Source organism: Oscillibacter sp. PC13 (assembly GCF_900115635.1).
In the GTDB taxonomy this organism is placed as follows: Bacteria; Bacillota; Clostridia; order Oscillospirales; family Oscillospiraceae; genus Oscillibacter.
Genome location: NZ_FOXE01000002.1, coordinates 90,767 through 111,407, shown reverse-complemented (window position 1 = coordinate 111,407; position 20,641 = coordinate 90,767). Strand labels below are relative to the sequence as shown.

Annotated in this window: 18 protein-coding genes and 1 riboswitch; of the genes, 15 read left to right on the top strand and 3 right to left on the bottom strand. The window is 55.8% G+C overall.

Going from position 1 to position 20,641, the window contains the following annotated elements; all coding sequences use genetic code 11:
* Positions 1-359: 359 nt before the first annotated feature.
* Entirely contained in the window at positions 360-1,964 is a 1,605-nt protein-coding gene (locus BMZ81_RS01445; RefSeq protein WP_091127833.1) for an MBL fold metallo-hydrolase RNA specificity domain-containing protein, read from the top strand.
* Position 1,965: 1 nt separating this feature from the next.
* Here BMZ81_RS01445 and BMZ81_RS01440 read toward each other — a convergent pair whose 3' ends face one another.
* Positions 1,966-2,214 carry a hypothetical protein gene (locus BMZ81_RS01440; RefSeq protein ID WP_091127831.1) on the bottom strand — a complete coding sequence of 83 codons (249 nt, stop codon included), beginning with the start codon at positions 2,212-2,214 and terminating at the stop codon, positions 1,966-1,968.
* Between the two features lie 82 nt (positions 2,215-2,296).
* On the opposite strand from BMZ81_RS01440, the gene BMZ81_RS01435 reads away from it, so the two are divergent.
* The 8 genes from BMZ81_RS01435 (at position 2,297) to rpoC (ending at position 13,651) form a co-directional block, all read left to right on the top strand.
* A complete protein-coding gene (locus tag BMZ81_RS01435; RefSeq protein ID WP_091127829.1) occupies positions 2,297-2,506 on the top strand; it encodes a helix-turn-helix domain-containing protein in 210 nt (69 codons plus the stop codon).
* Between the two features lie 20 nt (positions 2,507-2,526).
* The gene (gene rlmD / locus BMZ81_RS01430) at positions 2,527-3,882 is read left to right on the top strand and encodes a 23S rRNA (uracil(1939)-C(5))-methyltransferase RlmD (protein ID WP_091127828.1); all 1,356 of its coding nucleotides are present in this window, start codon (positions 2,527-2,529) and stop codon (positions 3,880-3,882) included.
* Positions 3,883-4,142: 260 nt separating this feature from the next.
* On the top strand, positions 4,143-4,484 hold the full coding sequence (locus tag BMZ81_RS01425) for a hypothetical protein (protein ID WP_143072720.1): 342 nt from the start codon (positions 4,143-4,145) through the stop codon (positions 4,482-4,484).
* 58 nt (positions 4,485-4,542) lie between these two features.
* Positions 4,543-4,652: riboswitch (TPP riboswitch) on the top strand.
* Positions 4,653-4,724: 72 nt separating this feature from the next.
* Positions 4,725-5,027 (top strand): thiamine-binding protein, encoded by a 303-nt coding sequence (locus BMZ81_RS01420; RefSeq protein WP_091127825.1) that lies wholly within the window; start codon positions 4,725-4,727, stop codon positions 5,025-5,027.
* Between the two features lie 166 nt (positions 5,028-5,193).
* Entirely contained in the window at positions 5,194-5,439 is a 246-nt protein-coding gene (locus BMZ81_RS01415; RefSeq protein WP_091127823.1) for a permease of phosphate ABC transporter, read from the top strand.
* A gap of 105 nt (positions 5,440-5,544) precedes the next feature.
* Positions 5,545-5,730, top strand: coding sequence for a hypothetical protein (locus BMZ81_RS01410; protein WP_091127822.1), 186 nt, complete (start codon positions 5,545-5,547; stop codon positions 5,728-5,730).
* Positions 5,731-6,098: 368 nt separating this feature from the next.
* The gene (gene rpoB / locus BMZ81_RS01405) at positions 6,099-9,800 is read left to right on the top strand and encodes a DNA-directed RNA polymerase subunit beta (RefSeq protein WP_091127820.1); all 3,702 of its coding nucleotides are present in this window, start codon (positions 6,099-6,101) and stop codon (positions 9,798-9,800) included.
* Between the two features lie 62 nt (positions 9,801-9,862).
* Complete coding sequence (rpoC, locus tag BMZ81_RS01400; protein WP_091127819.1) at positions 9,863-13,651, top strand: DNA-directed RNA polymerase subunit beta'; 3,789 nt, start codon at positions 9,863-9,865, stop codon at positions 13,649-13,651.
* A 125-nt stretch (positions 13,652-13,776) separates the two neighbouring features.
* Here the strand turns inward: rpoC and BMZ81_RS01395 are convergent, their stop codons facing one another.
* Positions 13,777-14,181, bottom strand: a complete 405-nt coding sequence (locus tag BMZ81_RS01395) for a DUF3298 domain-containing protein (RefSeq protein WP_091127817.1) — start codon at positions 14,179-14,181, stop codon at positions 13,777-13,779.
* Between the two features lie 243 nt (positions 14,182-14,424).
* Between BMZ81_RS01395 and BMZ81_RS01390 the strand changes: the two genes are divergently transcribed.
* The 5 genes from BMZ81_RS01390 (at position 14,425) to tuf (ending at position 19,272) form a co-directional block, all read left to right on the top strand.
* Entirely contained in the window at positions 14,425-14,667 is a 243-nt protein-coding gene (locus BMZ81_RS01390; RefSeq protein WP_242942534.1) for a ribosomal L7Ae/L30e/S12e/Gadd45 family protein, read from the top strand.
* Between the two features lie 147 nt (positions 14,668-14,814).
* A complete protein-coding gene (gene rpsL, locus BMZ81_RS01385) occupies positions 14,815-15,231 on the top strand; it encodes a 30S ribosomal protein S12 (RefSeq protein ID WP_091127814.1) in 417 nt (138 codons plus the stop codon).
* Positions 15,232-15,372: 141 nt separating this feature from the next.
* The gene (gene rpsG / locus BMZ81_RS01380; protein ID WP_177187151.1) at positions 15,373-15,843 is read left to right on the top strand and encodes a 30S ribosomal protein S7; all 471 of its coding nucleotides are present in this window, start codon (positions 15,373-15,375) and stop codon (positions 15,841-15,843) included.
* 15 nt (positions 15,844-15,858) lie between these two features.
* Positions 15,859-17,964, top strand: a complete 2,106-nt coding sequence (gene fusA / locus BMZ81_RS01375) for an elongation factor G (RefSeq protein ID WP_091127811.1) — start codon at positions 15,859-15,861, stop codon at positions 17,962-17,964.
* A 102-nt stretch (positions 17,965-18,066) separates the two neighbouring features.
* Complete coding sequence (gene tuf / locus BMZ81_RS01370; protein ID WP_091127809.1) at positions 18,067-19,272, top strand: elongation factor Tu; 1,206 nt, start codon at positions 18,067-18,069, stop codon at positions 19,270-19,272.
* A gap of 49 nt (positions 19,273-19,321) precedes the next feature.
* Here tuf and BMZ81_RS01365 read toward each other — a convergent pair whose 3' ends face one another.
* A complete protein-coding gene (locus BMZ81_RS01365) occupies positions 19,322-19,819 on the bottom strand; it encodes a DUF4830 domain-containing protein (protein WP_091127808.1) in 498 nt (165 codons plus the stop codon).
* Positions 19,820-19,878: 59 nt separating this feature from the next.
* Between BMZ81_RS01365 and BMZ81_RS01360 the strand changes: the two genes are divergently transcribed.
* Positions 19,879-20,601 carry a pseudouridine synthase gene (locus tag BMZ81_RS01360; protein ID WP_091127806.1) on the top strand — a complete coding sequence of 241 codons (723 nt, stop codon included), beginning with the start codon at positions 19,879-19,881 and terminating at the stop codon, positions 20,599-20,601.
* Positions 20,602-20,641 lie beyond the last annotated feature (40 nt).

Here is a 20,641-nt window from a genome sequence, read left to right as displayed (position 1 = left end):
TTTTATAGTTTAATAAGATTAAATAAGTGGCAGCCCACAAAAAAGCAAGAGTAGCATAACACACTTGCCCATGGAATGCAAAGAAAAAACGGATTTTCCACAAAAAGTTCACAATTTTAAGAGAAACCTTCCACCGCCTTGTGGGAAGTGCCTATGAAATGCAAAACTTCTTCCTGACCTCCTGAAAAGCACAGCAGCCTGGCCCCGGCCACACCGCCCACGTTGCCGGCAGGACGGCGGAGGGCTTGCCCTGCTTGCGGTTTTGTGCTAAACTATTCAACAAGTATATGCAAAAAATACCGTTGATGTACGGATGCCGCATGTTGCGGCACGATTTTACTTCGTAAGGAGGATCATCCATGAAGCTCAGCTTTTTCGGCGCGGATCAATGTGTGACCGGCAGCTGCCACTGCCTGGAGGTAAACGGCAAGCGCATTCTGGTGGACTGCGGTCTGCAGCAGGGGCGGGACGAGGTTTCCAATGCCGAGTTTCCGTTTGCGGCAAATACCATTGATTATTTGCTGGTGACCCACGCCCATATCGACCACTCCGGCCGTATCCCCATGCTGATTAAACAGGGGTTCCAGGGCCGGATTCTTACCACCCGGCTGACGGCCGAGCTGCTGGACATCATGCTGCTGGATTCTGCCCATATCCAGGAGCAGGATGCCGAGTGGAAGAACCGCAAGGGCGAGCGTTCCGGCGCACCCCATGTGGAGCCGCTGTACACCATTGAGGATGCCCAGCGGGTGCGGGAGTTCATGACCACCTGCGAGTATGGCCAGATTGTCGATCTGTGCGACGGCGTGGAGGTGGAATTTGTGGATGCCGGCCATCTGCTCGGCTCCAGCTGCATCGCCATGGATCTGACGGAAAACGGTGTGAAAAAGCGGATTGTGTTCTCCGGAGATCTGGGTAATATCAAGCAGCCCATTATCAGGGATCCGGTTCACTTCCATGGGGCCGACTATGTGGTGATGGAGTCCACCTACGGTGACCGGAACCACACGGAGGTCTGGAGCTATACCGATGATCTGGCGCGGATTATCGACGAAACCATGGCCAAGGGCGGCAACGTCATCATTCCCTCCTTCGCCGTGGGACGCACGCAGGAGCTCTTGTACTTCATCCGGGAAATTAAGGATGCCAAGCTGGTGAAGAGCAACCCGGATTTTGCGGTGTATATCGACTCGCCCCTGGCCAAGCGGGCCACCACCATCTTCACAGGGGATCTCCATGGCTATCTGGACGACGATGCCATGAAGCTGGTGAAGGACGGCACCCACATGTTCAACTTCACCAACCTCCGCATGACGGAGACCAGCGAGGAGTCCAAGGCCCTGAACGAGGACCGGACGCCCAAGGTGATTATCTCCGCCTCCGGCATGTGTGACGCGGGCCGCATCCGGCATCATCTGAAGCACAACCTCTGGCGCCCGGAGTGCACCGTGGTGTTTGTGGGCTACCAGGGAGAGGGGACGCTGGGCCGCCACCTGCTGGAGGGGGCCAAGAGCGTGAAGCTCTTTGGCGAGGAAATCGCAGTTAATGCCAAAATTGTGAATTTCCAGGGCCTTAGCTCCCATGCGGACCGGGATCATCTCCTCAGCTGGATTGCGGATTTCAAGGAGCCCAAGCCCCAGCATGTCTTCGTGGTTCACGGTGACCGGGAGGTGGCGCCGTTCTTTGCCCAGACGATTGCGGGCATGGGCTTTGAGGCCCACGCCCCCCAGTATACGGAGGTCTATGACCTGCTGTCCAACAAGCAGCTGGCCCCAGGATATTTGCCGGATCGGAAGATCAAATCCTTCGACGGCCAGCCCAGGTCCACGCCGGCCTACGAGCGGCTTGTGGCAGTTGGCCAGATGCTCGTGGAGGCGATCAAGCGCTCCAAGGGCCGGGACAACAAGAGCCTTGCCAGCTTTGCCGACCAGCTGCGAAAGCTCCTGGAAAAGTGGGAGGCGTAATTCACCGCAGGGCTTTGGCGGTATCCAGTGCTGCCAGGAACAGGGCTTCCAGCTCCGCGTCCCGTTGTTCTGCAAGGGCATCCTGGTATTTTCTAAGTGTATCCCAAGTGTCGCTGCCCAGCTTCTGCTGAAGCTGGGCGGCCAGCCGATCAATCAGCCCGCCCAGATCCCGGTATTCCCGGGTATTCAGGCGGCAGGTGAAGCCGGTTTCCAGGGTATACTGATACAGGAGCTGCATGAGGTCAGTCATTTTGAGTTCCTCCAATTACGCTCGTTCTGTGCGCGTTTATTATATACGCTCAGAATGAACATGTCAAGGGGATTGCACGCTTATGATAAAATTTGCAGAGAGATTGCGGGAATTGCGGAAACAGAAGAATCTTACCCAGCGGGAGATGGCGGATTTTTTGGACATTAAGATTCGTTCTTATCAAAACTATGAAGGGGGCGACCGCCGCCCGGACTATGAGGGGCTGGTTGCTCTGGCAGATTATTTCGATGTAACGTTGGACTACCTGGTTGGCCGCAGTGACCAGCGCTGAACCACGAAAAGGACGGGACTATGGAGAGATTACAGCAGGGAAAAACATATACCGGCACGGTGGAGGGATACTCCAGCGAGGGACTCGGCATCGTGCGGCTTTCCGGAGCTGTGGTGTTTGTGCCCCAGGCCGTCCGGGGAGAGACCGTTGATCTGAGGATTACCAAGGTTATGAAAACTGCGGCGGCAGGGGAGATTGTGAAGATCCACAGCCCCTCGCCGGAGCGGGCCAAGCCGGAGTGCCCATGGTACGGCCGGTGCGGCGGGTGTGACTTTCAGCACCTGACTTATGAAGAGGAGCTGCGCGCCAAGCGCCAGCGGGTACAGGACGCCCTGGCCCGCATCGGCGGCGTGGATCTCGCGGTGGAGGAAATCCTGGGGGCGAAAAATCCAACCCACTACCGGAACAAAAGCCAGTATCCCGTGGGGGCGGACAGCGCCATCGGTTTCTTCCGGGCCAGAAGCCACCAGGTGGTGCCGGTTGAGCGGTGCCTGATCCAGCCGGAGGCCTCGGACCGGACGGCGCAGGCAGTGGGAAACTGGATGAAGCGGTATCAAATCCCCGCTTATGACGAAACGACCGGCAAGGGACTCATCCGCCACATCTATGTCCGGGTGAACCGGGCAGGGGAGAGCCTTTGCTGCGTGGTGGCCAACGGCCGCCAGGTGCCCCGGGAGCCGGAGCTTGCCGCTCTGGTGCGGGCTGCGGCGCCAAAGACTCTGGGTGTGGTGCTGAATACCAACACCCGGCGGGGCAATGTGGTTCTGGGAGAGAAGTACCGCACGATCTGGGGCCAGGACTTTTTGATGGACGATCTCTGCGGCCTTTCTTTCAAGCTGTCGGTTCCGTCCTTCTATCAGGTGAACCGGGACCAGGCGGAGGTGCTGTACCGTAAGGCGCTGGAGTTTGCGGGACTGACAGGGGAGGAGACGGTGCTGGATCTGTACTGCGGCACCGGCACCATTACCCTCTGCATGGCGGCAAAGGCCAAGCGGGTTATCGGCGCGGAGATTGTCCCGCCCGCCATTGCCGACGCGGAGGAGAATGCCCGCCGGAACGGCATCCGAAATGCGGAATTCTTCTGCGGGGACGCGGCGGAGATTGCCGCCAAGCTGGAAGAGGACGGCCTGCGGCCGGACGTTATCACCGTGGATCCCCCCCGCAAGGGGCTGGCTCCGGAGGTGATCGCGTCCGCCGCAAAAATGGGCCCTGCGCGGGTGGTGTACGTCTCCTGCGACCCGGCTACCCTGGGCCGCGATGTAAAGAGCTTTGGCGAGTTTGGATATCGGGCGGTCCGGGCCTGCGCGGTGGATATGTTCCCCGGCACCCGCCACGTGGAGACGTGTCTGCTGCTTGTAAAAACAGATCCTATGTGAGTGCTGCTGTGCATCTGGACAGCACCGCTTCACATACTGAGCGGCATGGAAGAACCCTGCCGAAAGCCCTTTTGAGAAACCGAATATGCAAAAGAAAAAGAGCGGATTGCAGGGCCTTTGGCGATAAAGATCTGTAAAACGCCGGATAAAAATCATGTGGATCTGATAGATTTGACTTGACAGAAAATATGTCAGATGGTAACACATAGTTGATATAAAAAAGCTGCAAAGTGTCCAGCCATATACGGGAGGAGAATTTTATGATGAGCACCTCAGTCACCGAGCATGATGCGACGCCGATGAAGGAACAGCTGATATCCAAAATCCGGGAAATCCTTGCCAACGAAAAGTTTAAGATGGACGCCTATTTTTTCTGCGGTTTTCCCTCCGGAACGCCGAATGAAAAGCTTTTGAAAGCGTGCGAGAAATACCTGGAGACGGTTGACAAAGCCCAACCAGATGCAGAGGTAACCGCCAAAATGATTGCTGAGCTGGAGGCGGCCGCCGCAGCAAAGCCGGACGCCGGAGGCGTTGACAATCTGGTGAACAATATGGCGGATCTGGAGGAAGTTCTTGCCCATAAAGAGCTTTTGCTGGGCTGAGCACACATCACTGCCGTATGACGCTTGACAACTGGCAGAAAGCGCCGTATAACGAAATCACCGAAAGCGGGGGAGCCTGAAGGAACAGGCTGAGAGACGGATGTTTTTTCGTGACCCTGGAAACCTGATCTGGGTAATGCCAGCGTAGGGAGCATGGAAGGATGCGTGTCTACCCCCGCTGGAATGTCCGGCGGGGGTCTTTCAGGCATATCGGATCAATGAAACAGGGGGATTGAGAGAATGAGAGCAAGTGTTGCCATTCAGACACTGCCGGCAGCAGAAAACGATCAAGAGCTGGTCCGTATCGTGGACGAAGTAATCGCCTATATCAAAAGCACGGGACTGCACTATTATGTGGGCCCTTATGAGACGGCGATTGAAGGAGAGGACTACGATCAGCTGATGGATATTGTGAAGGAGTGCCAGCACGTTGCCATCCGGGCTGGCGCGCCGAAGGTGTCCGCTTATATCAAGGTGGAATATGAGCCGGACGGGGAGATTCTGACCATCGATCAAAAGGTCACAAAGCACCACCGCCAATAAGCGCGAAAAACCGGGCTGCCGGGAAGATGCCGGCAGCCCGGTCTGGATTCTTTACAGTTCAGGGGCTTTCTTTTTGAAACAGCATGTGGTAAAATGAAAAAGAAGTAGCAGGAGACGCAGATGGCACGATGGCGCATGGCGTTTGCCTGACGAGGAGGCATGTACAATGAGTAAGCTTTTCGCCGCGGCAGATCGGTTTTTAGATATCTGTACCTGGAAGGATATGGCCCTTTTAAAGTTCTGTATCTGTGCGTTGGGAATCCTGATTGGCATTGTCCTGCCCGCCCGCAGGAAGCGGCCGGCGGCATGGGCGGCATCGCTCGTTTTCGTGGCTGCGTATATTCCGCTAATGGCAAAGTTCCTGCCGTTTTTGATTGGGGATCGGATTGCAATTGAAGACATCTATGGATAATCGGGAACGTCTGAAAAGAATTCTCTGGAAAAACGGTTGTAAAAGTTGGAAAAACGGTGTATGATAATACAATCATGAGACTGCCCGGAAGTAGGAGGATATGATATGAGCAAAACTGCACGCATGGTCATGAAGATCATCGGCGCCAGTCTGGCATTCGCCGCATTTGTCTGTTTGCTGATCGGCGGCTGGCACGACCTGTCTGTGGGCTGCTGCGGAATGAAGAAGCGGCTGACCAAGAAATTCAGCTCTGAATACGACGACTACGCTGACGAGGAACTATACGATTAAAGACTGCCTGCAGAAGGCCATCCGAACTAGGATGGCCTTTTTTTGCGCTATTTGACAGAAAAATATAAAAAAACAGCCGGTATTTTCACCCGACTGTACAGAATGAAGCCTTGACATCATAAAAAAAATATGGTAAAATTAATCGCTTATCTGATAATGGCGGCTAACCCGCCAGTCTCTATGAACTGTGCTTAGAATAGCATATTCCCCATGATAATGCAATAGCGGAAAATAGAAATTTTAACAACAATGCCGCGTGTATCGAAATGCTTGTGTAAGAATTCTGTGCCCCGCTGCTTTCTGAAAAACAATTTGCGCCAACCCGCCGGACAGGGCGCGGCCTGCGCAGAAGAAAGGTGAATGAGAAGATGGCCAAAGACAAGTACTACGGAAAGACCCTTCGTAAGAACTTTGCCCGGCATGAGGAAGTCATGCCGATGCCGAATCTCCTGGAGATCCAGAAAAAGTCTTACCAGTGGTTTCTGAACACCGGCCTGCGGGAGGTGTTTGCCGATGTGGCGGCAATTACCGACTATCAGGGCAACTTGGAGCTGACGTTCATCGACTATAAGATGGATGAGGCCCCCAAGTACGATGTGGAGGAGTGCAAGGCCCGGGACGCCACCTATGCTGCCCCCCTGAAGGTGAAGGTTCGCCTGCGGAACAAGGAGACTGAGGAGATCAAGGAGCAGGAGATCTTCATGGGAGATTTCCCCTTGATGACCCATTCCGGTACCTTCGTTATCAATGGCGCGGAGCGTGTGGTGGTCTCGCAGATTGTCCGCTCCCCCGGTGTGTACTACGGCAAGGAGCTGGATCTGAAGACCGACCTGCCCATCCTGACGGCCACCGTGATTCCCTACCGCGGCGCTTGGCTGGAGTATGAGACCGACGCCAATGAGGTATTCTGGGTCCGGATCGACAAGAACCGGAAGATTCCCATCACCTGCCTGATTCGCGCGCTGGGCCTTAAGACAGATGCGGAGATTCTGGAGCAGTTCGGCGACGATTCCCGGATTGTGACCACGCTCGAAAAGGATCCCTGCAAAAATTACGAGGACGCTATGCTGGAGATTTATCGGAAGCTGCGTCCCGGCGAGCCCCCCACGGTGGAGGCCAGCGAGACCCTGATGCACAACCTGTTCTTCGATCCCCGGCGCTACGATCTGTCCATCGTGGGCCGTTATAAATTCAACAAGAAGCTGTCTTTGTGGCAGCGGGTCACCGGCTATCAGCTGGCCTATCCTGTGGCGGATCCTGCCACGGGCGAGATTCTCTTTGACGAGGGGCACCTTCTCAGCAAGGAGGACGCCCGTCTGCTGGACACTGTGGGTGTGGCGGAGGTTACCATCAATGCAGATGGTGAGCCCCTGCGCGTCATTTCTAACAAGATGTGCGATCTGAGCCACTATGTGGACTTTGATCCGCTGGCGGAGTGCGGCATCAAGGAGCGGGTTCGCTATGAAGTACTGCAGGAGCTTCTGGGCCAGTACAGCGGAGAGGAGCTGAAGGATCAAATCCGCCTCCACAAGGACGATCTGGTTCCCAAGCACATCATCATTGACGATATCCTCACCTCTATCAATTATATGAATGGTCTGGCCCGCGGTGTCTCCGTTAAGGATGACATTGATCACCTGGGCAACCGCCGCCTGCGCTGTGTGGGTGAGTTGCTGCAAAACCAGTTCCGTATCGGCTTCAGCCGGATGGAACGGGTGATTCGGGAGCGCATGACCATTCAGGATCTGGATATCGTGACGCCCCAGAGCCTGATTAATATCCGGCCGGTCACCGCCGCCATCAAGGAGTTTTTCGGCTCCAGCCCCCTGAGCCAGTTCATGGATCAGACCAACCCCCTGGCAGAGCTGACCCACAAGCGGCGTCTTTCTGCACTGGGCCCCGGCGGCCTCTCCCGCGAGCGTGCCAACATGGAGGTCCGGGACGTTCACTACAGCCACTACGGTCGTATGTGCCCCATTGAAACGCCGGAAGGCCCGAACATCGGCCTGATCTCTTACCTGGCCACCTATGCCCGCATCAACGAGTACGGCTTTATTGAGGCACCTTACCGCGCGGTGGACAAGGTCACCGGAAAGGTTGCCCTGGATATCACCTATATGACTGCCGATGAAGAGGACAACTACATCGTCGGCCAGGCTGCGGAGCCCCTGGACGAGGATGGCTGCCTGATCAACGCCCGTATCACAGCCCGTCACCGGGATGAGATTGTGGAAGTGGATCGGGAGATGGTGGACTATATCGACGTCTCTCCCCGGATGATGGTCTCTATCGCAACGGCCATGATTCCCTTCCTGCCAAACGACGATGCAAACCGCGCCCTGATGGGCGCAAACATGCAGCGGCAGGCCGTGCCCCTGCTGCGTCCGGAGGCCCCCATCGTGGGCACCGGCATGGAGCATAAAATCTGCATTGACTCCGAAATTGCTGTGCTGGCCGAGGGTGACGGCGTGGTTTCCGCAATGGATGCCCGTCATGTCACCGTCAAGTATGACAGCGGCGAGACGAAAGACTATAAGCTGACCAAATTCCTCCGCTCCAACCATACCACCTGCATCAACCAGCGACCCATTGTGGAGGTTGGTGAGCGCGTACACGGCAAGCGCCTGAATGAGAAGGGCGAGTGGGAGGATCCCACCGTTCTGGCAGACGGCCCGGCCACGGATCAAGGTGAGATTGCACTGGGCCGGAACATTCTGGTTGGCTTTATGACCTGGGAAGGCTATAACTATGAGGACGCTGTCCTGCTGAACGAGCGCCTGGTCCGGGAAGATCTGTATACCTCCATTCATATTGAGGAGTTTGAGATTGACGCCCGGGACACTAAGCTGGGACCTGAGGAGATCACCCGGGATATCCCCAACGTGGGCGAGGACGCCTTGAAGGATCTGGACGAAAATGGCATTATCCGCGTAGGCGCAGAAGTGAAGTCCGGCGACATTCTGGTGGGTAAGGTGACGCCCAAGGGCGAGACCGACCTCACCGCCGAGGAGCGTCTGCTGCGCGCCATCTTCGGTGAGAAGGCACGGGAGGTCCGCGACACCTCTTTGAAGGTACCTCACGGCGAGAGCGGCATTGTGCTGGATACCAAGGTCTTTACCCGGGAAAACGGCGACGAGCTGGGGCCTGGCGTGAACATGGTGGTTCGGGTCTATATTGCCCAGCGCCGTAAAATCCAGGTGGGCGACAAGATGGCCGGCCGCCACGGCAACAAGGGCGTTGTATCCCGGGTCCTGCCACAGGAGGATATGCCGTTCCTGCCTGACGGCACACCGCTGGACATCGTGCTGAACCCCCTGGGCGTGCCTTCCCGTATGAACATCGGCCAGGTGCTGGAGGTCCATCTGGGCTATGCTGCCCACGCTTTGGGCTATAAGGTGGCAACGCCCATTTTCGACGGTGCCCGGGAAGAGGACATCAAAGCCATGCTGGAAGAGGCAGGCCTGGATCCCGAGGGCAAGAGCGTGCTGTACGACGGCCGCACCGGCGAACCCTTTGACAATAAAGTTACCGTCGGCTATGTGTACTTCCTGAAGCTGCACCACTTGGTTGACGATAAGATTCACGCCCGGTCCACCGGCCCCTATTCCCTGGTCACCCAGCAGCCGCTGGGCGGCAAGGCCCAGTTTGGCGGCCAGCGGTTCGGTGAGATGGAAGTGTGGGCCCTGGAGGCCTACGGCGCGGCTTATACCCTGCAGGAAATCCTGACTGTCAAGTCCGACGACGTGACGGGCCGTGTCCGCACCTATGAGGCCATTGTCAAGGGCCACAATGTGCCCCAGCCCGGCGTGCCTGAGTCCTTCAAGGTTTTGGTGAAGGAGCTGCAGTCCCTGTGCCTGGACATTCAGGTGCTGGATAAGGACGGCGGTGTTATCGAGCTCAAGGACGATGAGGACGCCATGGATACCTTTAATCTGGCCCGGATGGATGCCGACGATGACCGTCACCGCGCCTTCGCTGAGGAGGCTGACTTCCAGGAGTCCGGCTTCGAATTTGAGGACGCCCCGGAAGATGCCGGCGCGGATATGGACGCTGGTTTCGACGACGAATGATTCAGAATCCGCTCCGTTCGTCAAAACACTCATTCTGAATCATGTAAGGAGGAAATCGCAAGATGATCGACAACAACACCGGCAATAACATTGCCTTTGACGCGATTAAGATCGGAATGGCTTCTCCGGAGCAGATCCGCGAGTGGTCCTACGGCGAGGTGAAAAAGCCGGAGACCATCAACTACCGCACGTTGAAGCCTGAGCGGGACGGCTTGTTCTGCGAGAAAATCTTCGGACCCACCAAGGACTGGGAATGCCACTGCGGCAAGTACAAGAAAATACGCTATAAGGGCAAAATCTGCGACCGCTGCGGTGTGGAAGTCACCCGGGCCAAGGTGCGCCGGGAGCGGATGGGCCATATTGAACTGGCTACCCCCGTTTCCCACATCTGGTATTTCAAGGGCATTCCCTCCCGGATGGGCCTGCTGCTGGATATCAGCCCCCGCATCCTGGAGAAGGTGCTGTACTTTGCCAACTATATTGTCACAGATCCCGGAGAAACTCCGCTGACCAAAAATCAGATCCTCTCTGAAAAGGAATACCGGGATTACCGGGAAAAGTATGAAGATGATTTCCAGGCAGGGATGGGCGCCGAGGCTGTCAAGAAGCTGCTGATGGACGTGGATCTGAACGGCCTTTCCAACCAGCTCCACACAGAACTGAAGGACGCCTCCGGCCAGAAGAAAGCCCGCATTGTCAAACGCCTGGAGGTGGTAGATGCGTTCCGCCTCTCCGGCAACCGGCCTGAGTGGATGATCATTGACGTGCTGCCTGTCATTCCGCCTGAGCTGCGGCCAATGGTTCAATTGGACGGCGGCCGGTTTGCCACCAGTGACCTGAATGACCTGTACCGCCGGGTGATCAACCGGAACAACCGCCTCAAGCGGCTCATCCAGCTGAATGCTCCGGATATCATTGTCCGGAACGAGAAGCGGATGCTCCAGGAGGCGGTGGATGCCCTGATTGACAACGGCCGCCGCGGCCGTGCCGTTACCGGCGCCAACAACCGGGCGCTGAAGTCTCTCAGCGATCTGCTGAAGGGCAAGCAGGGCCGTTTCCGCCAGAACCTGCTGGGCAAGCGCGTTGACTATTCTGGCCGCAGCGTTATCGTGGTTGGCCCTGAGTTGAAGATCTACCAGTGCGGCGTGCCGAAGGAGATGGCTGTGGAGCTGTTCCGGCCCTTCATTATGAAGAAACTGGTGGAGGATGGTACTGCCAACAACATCAAGTCTGCCAAGAAGATGGTGGATAAGGGCGTCACGGAGGTCTGGGACGCGCTGGACGTGATTATCAAAGACCATCCCGTGATGCTGAACCGTGCCCCGACCCTGCATCGCTTGGGCATTCAAGCCTTTGAGCCGGTATTGGTGGATGGGCGTGCACTGAAACTGCACCCCCTGAACTGCACGGCCTTCAACGCTGACTTCGACGGCGACCAGATGGCCATTCATGTGCCTTTGTCTGCTGAGGCTCAGGCCGAGGCCCGGATTCTGATGCTCTCTGCCAACAACTTGCTGCGCCCCCAGGACGGCGGCCCTGTTACCGTGCCCACACAGGACATGGTGCTGGGTTCCTACTACCTGACGATGGATCGCTTGGGCAAGGCGGAAACCGGCGCTGAGACCATCTGGTGCGAAGATGCCGGAGAGACTGACCTTACTGCCCAGTCCGTTGTGGATGCGGATGAATTTTTGGCGGCCAATGAGATTGCCAAGGCCGCAGGCAAGCGCCCCGCCACCTATAAACCGCTGCATTTCTACGGCAGCGAGGATGAGGCGCTGATGGCCTACAATGACCACGTGGTCGGCCCCCATTGCCCCATCGGCGTCCGCCGGACGCTGACGGTGGACGGCGTGGAATACACCCGTGTGGTGGAAGTCACGCCGGGCCGCATTATCTTCAATCAGAATATTCCCCAGGATCTGGGCTTTGTGGACCGCAGGGATCCAGCCCGTATCTGTGATTACGAGGTAATGTTCACCTGCGGCAAGAAGCAGCTGGGGCAAATCGTGGACCGCACCATCAACAAGCACGGCTTTACCGTGGCTGCGGAAGTGCTGGACGCGATCAAAGCCACCGGCTACAAGTATTCCACCAAGGCGGCCATTACGGTTTCTATTGCGGATATGACCATTCCGCCCAAAAAGTACGAGATGGTCGCGGCCTCTGAACAGCAGGTGCTGGACATCGAAAACCAGTATAAGATGGGCTTCATGACCAACCATGAGCGCTATAAGCAGGTGGTGCAAGTCTGGGAGAAGACGACCAACGACGTCTCTGATGCCCTGCAGAAAAACCTGGACCGCTACAACCCCATCTTCATGATGGCAGACTCCGGTGCGCGTGGTTCCATGAAGCAGATTCGCCAGTTGGCTGGTATGCGCGGCCTGATCGCCAACACGGCCGGCCGCACCATCGAGATTCCCATCAAGGCAAACTACCGTGAGGGCCTGACTGCATTGGAGTACTTCATTTCCTCCAGAGGCGCGCGAAAGGGCTTGGCTGATACAGCCCTCCGTACCGCCGACTCCGGTTACCTGACCCGCCGCATGGTGGATGTCTCTCAGGACGTCATCATTCGGGAAGAGGACTGCCATGTGACCCACGGCATCAAAGTTTCGGAGATCAGTGAAAACGGCCAGGTCATCGAGAAATTCTCCGACCGTGTCCGGGGCCGCTATCTGGTGGGAAATGTCGTGGATGCCGAGACCGGGGAAATTTTGGTATCCACTGCAAAGATGATGGATGCCAGCGATGCCAAGCTTTTGGAAACCCGCCATTGGGTTCAGGAAAATGTGCGGGAAGGCGATCGCTGCGAGTTCAATCCTGAAAACGAAAATGAGCGGCCGACGGTTATGATCCGGACCGTCCTGACCTGTAAAGCCCACAGCGGTGTCTGCGCCAGATGCTACGGCATGAACCTGGCCACCCAGCAGCCAGTTGGCCCCGGTGAGGCAGTTGGTATTATCGCGGCCCAGTCTATCGGCGAGCCCGGCACCCAGCTGACTATGCGTACCTTCCACACCGGCGGCTTGGCCGGCGGCGATATCACGCAGGGCCTTCCCCGTGTTGAAGAACTGTTTGAGGCGCGGAAGCCTAAGCGTATGGCGACCTTGTCCGAGATCTCCGGTAAGGTAAAGTTCGAGGAGACTGGCAAGAGTCTGATGAACATCATTGTCACTGCCTCCGACGGAGATACCCGTACCTATGCGGTGCCTCACACAGGCCTGCAGGTGAAGGACGGCGAGACAATTGCAGCCGGTGCCCAACTGACCTACGGCGCCCTGAATCCACACGACGTGCTTCGTATCCGCGGCGCTGACGCGGTGTATAACTACCTGATTCAAGAGGTTCTGCGGGTGTACCGTCAACAGGGCGTTGACATCAACGATAAGCACATTGAAGTCATTGTTCGCCAGATGATGCGCAAGGTACGCCTGGAGGACGCCGGCGACACCAAACTGCTGGACGGCTCCATGGTGGATGTTCTGGAGCTGGATGACGCCAACGAGGAGATTGACCGCCGCAATGCTGCGGGCGAGCGCCAGGAGAATGGAGAGCCTCTGCGCCACGCTGTGGGTACGCAGTTGCTGATGGGCATTACCAAGGCATCTCTTGCCAAGGATTCCTTCCTCTCCGCCGCATCCTTCCAGGAAACCACCAAGGTTTTGACGGAGGCTGCCATTAAGGGCAAGGCCGACCACTTGGTGGGCCTGAAGGAGAATGTTATCATCGGCAAGCTGATTCCTGCTGGCACGGGTTTGGAGGCATACCACACGTTTGCCGAGGAACTGGTGCCGGAAACCGCGCCCGTTGAGGAAAGCGAAGAAGTACCCGTATTCGAGGCCTGAAGACACCATGGATAACTGCGGCTTTCGCCGTGTGAGAACGGTCTGCTGCCGGCGGAAAGTTCTCATATCCGTACTCTAAAAAATGCCAGCCCCGGCCGAAGCCGGGGCTGGCATTTTGAAGGTTGTCAGGGCTTCGGAATTTTAAAAGACTGCTCACCGTGGCGTTCCTCTGCCACAGCACCGGCGGGAAAGAAAATGATGATATTGCCGTCCTCATCCACTTCAAACGCAGTGGTTTCATCAATGGCGGCATAGTCCGTCAGGGGGGCATTTTCGCTGATTGGGAAGAAGACTACATCGGGAGTTTTCTCCATGCGGTTTTCCATCTGCATGGTAATGGTGTCAATGATATAAGATAAATCCTCCTCCCCACAGAGGGATTCCAGCGTGACAGGAGATTCTGCATTGGAATCCTCGGCGGTGGCGTTGCCTTTCGGAGACTCCGCATCGGGCGTCTCTCCAGCGGAGCCGCAGGCGGCCAGAGCCAGGAGAAGAAAAAGTAGACTGGCCGCGAGTGACAAACGTTTCATGAACAATTCCTCCGAAATTTTACTTGGATATTATATAGACGGGGAAACAGGCGGAAAAGTTTGAAGATAGCCCTGTGAAATTGACAAAAAGTGCGTCAAAAGGACGCGAAAACTTACAAAATCAATAAATAAAAATCCATTTCCCTGAAACACTTGACGATTGACGACACCCATGCTATAATTTTCAATTGCGTGGGTATATTCCGCGAATTTTGCCATGCAGATGCAGGAGGATTTCCCGTGATGACGGAACTGGCTTCCAAAGAGAAGGTAATCGGTGTGAAGCAGTCCCGCAAAGCCATTCGGGATGGCCGTGCAGAGCAAGTTTATCTTGCGTGTGATGCGGATCCTGCGATTACAGATCCGGTGGCCGATAGCTGCAAATCCGCTGGAATTCCTGTGAAGACGGCATACACGATGGCGCAGCTGGGCCAGGCCTGCCATATCACGGTGGGGGCTTCAGTGGTTGCCATTTTGAAGACATGACAGCGGGAAAACTGCCCACTGTCGGTTCCTGCGCCGTGTACTGAGACAAAAAATGGTTTTTTCGGAATAGCATTCCTGCTTTCCGTAAAAAATAAAGGCTGTCCGCAAAAGCGGCTGCCAAAAGTATGTAAAGAAAGGAGAACATCAATGCCTACTTTTAACCAGCTGGTCCGTAAGGGAAGAGAACAGGCAACTTACAAGTCCACGTCTCCCGCCCTGCAGTATGGTCTGAACACTCTGAAGAACAAGAACACCGACCTGCCTTCTCCTCAGAAGAGAGGCGTCTGCACCGCCGTGAGAACCGCGACCCCCAAGAAGCCCAACTCCGCTCTGCGTAAGATCGCCCGTGTGCGCCTGACCAACGGCTACGAGGTCACCGCTTATATCCCCGGTGTGGGCCACTCCCTGCAGGAGCACTCTGTGGTCATGATCCGCGGCGGCCGTGTCAAGGACCTCCCCGGCGTCCGTTACCACATCATCCGTGGCACACTGGATACCCAGGGTGTCAATGGCCGTATGCAGAGCCGCTCCAAGTACGGTGCCAAGCGTCCCAAGTCCAAGTAAGGACACCCCATTCTGAAAGCTTTGCCGAATAGGTTCATATAGATGCGGAAGCATTGCCCCTTCGGCAGGCATTCACGGAAGGCAAATATGCCTTTTGAGTACCTATGAGATCATAGAATTATTATGAAGGAGGGAAGCATAGTGCCCAGAAGAGGTAATGTTCCCAAGAGAGAAATTCTGCCCGATCCCGTCTATGGTTCCGTTCTGGTGACGCGGCTTGTCAACAGCGTCATGCAGGATGGCAAGAAGGGTGTCGCGCAGAAGGTGGTCTATGCCGCCTTTGACCAGATTAAGGAAAAGACGGAGAAGGACCCCATTGAAGTATTTAACCAGGCCATGGAAAATATTATGCCCAGCCTGGAAGTGAAGGCCCGCCGTGTTGGCGGCGCCACCTATCAGGTGCCCATGGAAGTCCGCCCTGCCCGCCGCACGACACTGGGCCTGCGGTGGCTGACGGCTTATGCCCGTTCCCGCAGTGAGCGCACCATGGCTGAGCGTCTGTCAGGTGAGATTATGGACGCTGCCAATAATACCGGCAGCGCTGTGAAGAAGCGCGAGGAAGTGCACAAGGCTGCCGAGGCCAACAAGGCGTTCGCGCATTTCCGCTGGTAAGTTAGGAGAAACAGTATGCCGAGAAAAACATCTCTCGAAAACACCCGTAATATCGGCATTATGGCTCACATCGATGCAGGAAAAACGACCACTACGGAACGTATCCTGTTTTACACCGGCGTGAACTATAAGATCGGTGAAACCCATGACGGTACCGCTACCATGGACTGGATGGCGCAGGAACAGGAGCGCGGCATTACCATTACGTCTGCTGCTACCACCTGCTTCTGGTCTGGTTCCAAGAACCAGTTCAAGCCCACCCGGATTAATATTATTGATACCCCGGGCCATGTGGACTTCACGGTAGAGGTCCAGCGTTCCCTGCGTGTTTTGGATGGCAGTGTGACCGTCCTCTGCGCGAAGGGCGGCGTGGAGCCCCAGTCTGAAACCGTATGGCGTCAGGCTGATAACTACAAGGTCCCCCGCATGATTTACGTCAACAAGATGGATATCATGGGTGCCGATTTTTACAACGTGCTGCACATGATTGAGGATCGCCTCAAGTGCAATGCCGTCCCCATTCAGCTGCCGATTGGCAGTGAGGAGAACTTCAAGGGCATCATTGACCTGATCGAGATGGACGCAGATGTGTACTATGACGATCTGGGCAAGGACATGCGTGTGGAGCCCATTCCAGAGGATATGGTGGACTTGGCTAACGAGTACCATGAAAAGCTGCTGGACGCCGTCTCCATGTTTGATGATGAGATCATGGAGGCCTATCTGAGCGGCGAGACCGTTTCCCAGGAAAAGATCCGGGCGGCTATCCGCAAGGCTACCATCGCCAACGAAATGGTTCCTGTTACCTGCGGCACCTCTTACAAAAACAAGGGTGTACAGAAGATGCTGGATGCCATTGTGGATTATATGCCCTCTCCCTTGGACATCCCCCCCATTAAGGGCGTAAATCCGAAGACCGACGAAGAGGAAGAGCGTCCGTCTGATGACGATGCTCCGTTCTCTGCATTGGCGTTTAAGATCATGACCGACCCTTATGTGGGCCGTCTGAGCTTCTTCCGCGTGTACTCCGGCCATCTGGCCACTGGCTCCACTGTGCTGAACAGCACCAAGAATGTCAAGGAGCGCGTTGGCCGTATTCTGCAGATGCATGCCAATCACCGGGAGGATATCGAGGAGGTTTACTCCGGCGATATCGAAGCTGCTGTTGGTCTGAAGAACACCACCACAGGCGATACCCTGTGTGATGAGAAGCACCCCGTTATCTTGGAGTCCATGGAGTTCCCCGAGCCCGTCATCCGCGTGGCCATCGAGCCGAAGACCAAGGCTGGCCAGGAGAAGATGACCATGGGCCTTATCAAGCTGGCCGAGGAAGATCCCACCTTCAAGACCTATACAGATGAGGAAACGGGCCAGACCATCATCGCCGGCATGGGCGAGCTGCATCTGGAGATCATTGTCGACCGCCTGTTGCGGGAATTCAAGGTGGAGGCCAACGTGGGTGCACCTCAGGTCGCCTATAAGGAAACCATCAAGAAAGCTGTGGATCAGGACACCAAGTACAAGCGCCAGAGCGGCGGTTCCGGTCAGTACGGCCATGTCAAAATCCACGTGGAACCTAACGAGTCCGGTAAGGGATATGAGTTTGTCAACGGTGTTGTGGGTGGCGCGATTCCCAAAGAGTTTATTCCTGCCGTCGACGCTGGTATCCGCGGCGCTTTGCAGGCCGGCGTGGTTGCAGGCTTCCCGGTTGTGGATGTAAAGGTCACCTTGTTCGACGGCTCCTATCATGAAGTCGACTCCTCCGAAATGGCATTTAAGATCGCCGGTTCCATGGCCTTTAAGGAGGCTATGCGCAAGGCGGATCCGGTGCTGCTGGAGCCCATCATGAAGGTTTCTGTCATCGCTCCCGATGATTATCTGGGTACCGTGATTGGCGATCTGACCTCTCGCCGTGGCCAGATTTTGGGCCAGGAGGCTCGTCCCGGCGCACAGCAGGTTGACGCATTGGTGCCTCTGGCCAATATGTTTGGCTATGCCACAGATCTGCGTTCTGCCACCCAGGGCCGCGGCCAGTATACCATGGAGCCCCACAGCTATTGCGAACTGCCCAAGAGCCTCCGCGACAAGATTGTGGATGCCCGCACCAAGGGTCAGGAATGATTGAAAAAGGGATTGATTTTCCCTGCAATATACGGTAAAATAAGCTCTACTGATTGACTTTGAAACAAAAACGATTTTTTGAATTGATTGGAGGATTTTCAAATGGCTAAGCAGAAATTTGAAAGAACCAAGCCCCATGTTAACATTGGCACCATTGGTCACGTCGACCACGGCAAGACCACTCTGACCGCTGCCATCACCAAGTGGCTGGCTATGCAGGGCAAGGCTCAGTTCGAGGACTATGCCAGCATCGATAAGGCTCCCGAGGAGAAGGAGCGCGGCATCACCATCAACACCGCTCACGTGGAATATGAGACTGAGGCTCGTCACTATGCTCACGTCGACTGCCCGGGCCACGCTGACTATATCAAGAACATGATCACCGGCGCTGCTCAGATGGACGGCGCTATCTTGGTCATCGCTGCTACCGACGGCCCCATGGCCCAGACCAAGGAGCACATCCTGCTGGCCCGTCAGGTGGGCGTGCCCGCCATGGTCGTGTTCCTGAACAAGTGCGATCAGGTTGACGACGAGGAACTGCTGGAGCTGGTTGAGATGGAGGTTCGCGAGACCCTGTCCAACTATGAGTTCCCCGGCGATGACATCCCCGTCATCAAGGGTTCCGCTCTGAACGCTCTGGTTTCCGAGTCCACCGATCCCAACGCTCCCGAGTATGCTTGCATCAAGGAGCTGATGGATGCGGTTGACAGCTATATCCCCACTCCTCCCCGCGACGATTCTCTGCCCTTCCTGATGCCCGTTGAGGATGTCTTCACCATCTCTGGCCGTGGTACCGTTGCTACCGGCCGTGTGGAGCGTGGCCAGCTGAAGCTCTCCGAGGAAGTCGAGATTGTCGGCCTGTCTGACGAGAAGAAGAAGACCGTTGTTACTGGTATCGAGATGTTCCACAAGCTGCTGGACTTCGCTGAGGCCGGCGATAACATCGGCGCTCTGCTGCGTGGTGTTGATCGGAATGGCATTGAGCGTGGCCAGGTTTTGGCAAAGCCCGGCACCATTCATCCCCACACCAAGTTCAAGGGCCAGGTGTACGTCCTGTCCAAGGAAGAGGGCGGCCGCCACACTCCCTTCTTCAACAACTATCGTCCCCAGTTCTATTTCCGTACCACCGACGTGACCGGTGTCATCACTCTGCCTGAGGGTGTTGAGATGTGCATGCCCGGCGATAACGTCGAGATGAACGTGGAACTGATCACCCCGATCGCCATTGAGAAGGGCCTGCGTTTCGCTATCCGTGAGGGTGGCCGTACCGTGGGTTCCGGCGCTGTCATCGAGATTGAGGAGAAGTAAATTTCCCCTGATTCCATAAAAGGACTGCTGCGTTTGCAGCAGTCCTTTTTTACGTTTGCTCAGGATAGACTAATGTTGTCTGGAAGCCGTTTTCACCAGCGCAGAGAATATCACCAGCAATCGGAAAACCTTCACATATATAGAGATTTGCCTGAACGCCAGCGGCCCTCCCTGGATAATTGGATACGGCATATGTATACCTGGCAACTTGCTTCCCACAAGAGGCTGACAGATCAAAGCCCTGAGAATCCTGCAGTTCATTGTAGCTGAGGTAAGGCTCCTCTAATTTCTCTGGCAGAAGGAACTGCAAGGTTTCCACCGGCTCCGGCGCAATTTCCCACCCCATTGACTGGAGGTACGCCACCCGCTCTTCGTTGTTAGTCAGCTGCGGCAGTGTGCTGCCGAGCTCCCTTTGGGTTTGGCCGGAAAAAAGAATACAGGCAGTGACGAGAACGGCCAGGGCACATACAGCCAGAACGGTTTTTTTTTTGGAAATCCGCGTTGTCCAAATTAACATATTGATCCCTCCTGCAATTTTCCTATTCATTTCCAGCTGGCTTTATGATAGGATAAACAATAAGAAACAAAAAGAATTGGGAGCAGCATGTGGAAAAGCAGAGATTGGACAAAATAATTGCCTCTACAGGGAAGTTCTCCAGGAAAGAGGTTAAAGCATTGATCCGGCAAGGGCTGGTTCTGGTAAACGGGAGCCCGGCGCGCTCACCAGAGGAAAAATACGATCCGGAGGGAGTAGAACTCATCGTCAACGGAGAGACGCTAACCTACCGTCGTTACACATGGCTGATGCTCAATAAACCGGCGGGCGTTCTTTCGGCCACAGAGGATGGCAGAGGGGAAACGGTGCTGGATTTGCTGCCGGAAGAATTACAGCGGCAGAATCTCTTTCCGGTGGGGCGGCTGGACAAGGACACCGAAGGACTGCTGCTTTTGACGAATGAGGGAGGATTGGCACACGATTTGCTCACCCCGCGCCGCCATGTGGATAAAGTGTATTACACGCGTGTGGCAGGATGTCTGGCGGAGGAGGACTGCCGCGCCTTTCTAAGCGGCATGATCCTGGAGGATGGGCTGCAATGCCTGCCTGCGGGACTGGAGATCCTGTCTGCAGCAAATGGAGAGAGTGAGGCATATGTTACCCTGCGGGAGGGAAAGTTCCATCAGGTGAAACGGATGCTGGCCCAATGCGGAAAGCCTGTGTTGTATTTAAAGCGGGTTCGGATGGGCAATTTGACATTGGATCCGGAGCTTTCTCCCGGGGAGTTTCGCTTTCTAACTGAGGAAGAGGTAGAGCTGCTGAGAAAAGGTTGACGGCAAGAAGAAAAAACTCAAATCTTCACCAAAAAGCAAG

Excerpts from the sequence above, each read along its gene's own strand:
- BMZ81_RS01445 (WP_091127833.1), top strand. The coding sequence starts at position 360 with ATGAAGCTCAGCTTTTTCGGCGCGGATCAATGTGTGACCGGCAGCTGC.
- BMZ81_RS01440 (WP_091127831.1), bottom strand. The coding sequence starts at position 2,214 with ATGACTGACCTCATGCAGCTCCTGTATCAGTATACCCTGGAAACCGGC.
- BMZ81_RS01435 (WP_091127829.1), top strand. The coding sequence starts at position 2,297 with ATGATAAAATTTGCAGAGAGATTGCGGGAATTGCGGAAACAGAAGAAT.
- rlmD (WP_091127828.1), top strand. The coding sequence starts at position 2,527 with ATGGAGAGATTACAGCAGGGAAAAACATATACCGGCACGGTGGAGGGA.
- BMZ81_RS01425 (WP_143072720.1), top strand. The coding sequence starts at position 4,143 with ATGATGAGCACCTCAGTCACCGAGCATGATGCGACGCCGATGAAGGAA.
- BMZ81_RS01420 (WP_091127825.1), top strand. The coding sequence starts at position 4,725 with ATGAGAGCAAGTGTTGCCATTCAGACACTGCCGGCAGCAGAAAACGAT.
- BMZ81_RS01415 (WP_091127823.1), top strand. The coding sequence starts at position 5,194 with ATGAGTAAGCTTTTCGCCGCGGCAGATCGGTTTTTAGATATCTGTACC.
- BMZ81_RS01410 (WP_091127822.1), top strand. The coding sequence starts at position 5,545 with ATGAGCAAAACTGCACGCATGGTCATGAAGATCATCGGCGCCAGTCTG.
- rpoB (WP_091127820.1), top strand. The coding sequence starts at position 6,099 with ATGGCCAAAGACAAGTACTACGGAAAGACCCTTCGTAAGAACTTTGCC.
- rpoC (WP_091127819.1), top strand. The coding sequence starts at position 9,863 with ATGATCGACAACAACACCGGCAATAACATTGCCTTTGACGCGATTAAG.
- BMZ81_RS01395 (WP_091127817.1), bottom strand. The coding sequence starts at position 14,181 with ATGAAACGTTTGTCACTCGCGGCCAGTCTACTTTTTCTTCTCCTGGCT.
- BMZ81_RS01390 (WP_242942534.1), top strand. The coding sequence starts at position 14,425 with ATGACGGAACTGGCTTCCAAAGAGAAGGTAATCGGTGTGAAGCAGTCC.
- rpsL (WP_091127814.1), top strand. The coding sequence starts at position 14,815 with ATGCCTACTTTTAACCAGCTGGTCCGTAAGGGAAGAGAACAGGCAACT.
- fusA (WP_091127811.1), top strand. The coding sequence starts at position 15,859 with ATGCCGAGAAAAACATCTCTCGAAAACACCCGTAATATCGGCATTATG.
- tuf (WP_091127809.1), top strand. The coding sequence starts at position 18,067 with ATGGCTAAGCAGAAATTTGAAAGAACCAAGCCCCATGTTAACATTGGC.
- BMZ81_RS01365 (WP_091127808.1), bottom strand. The coding sequence starts at position 19,819 with ATGAATAGGAAAATTGCAGGAGGGATCAATATGTTAATTTGGACAACG.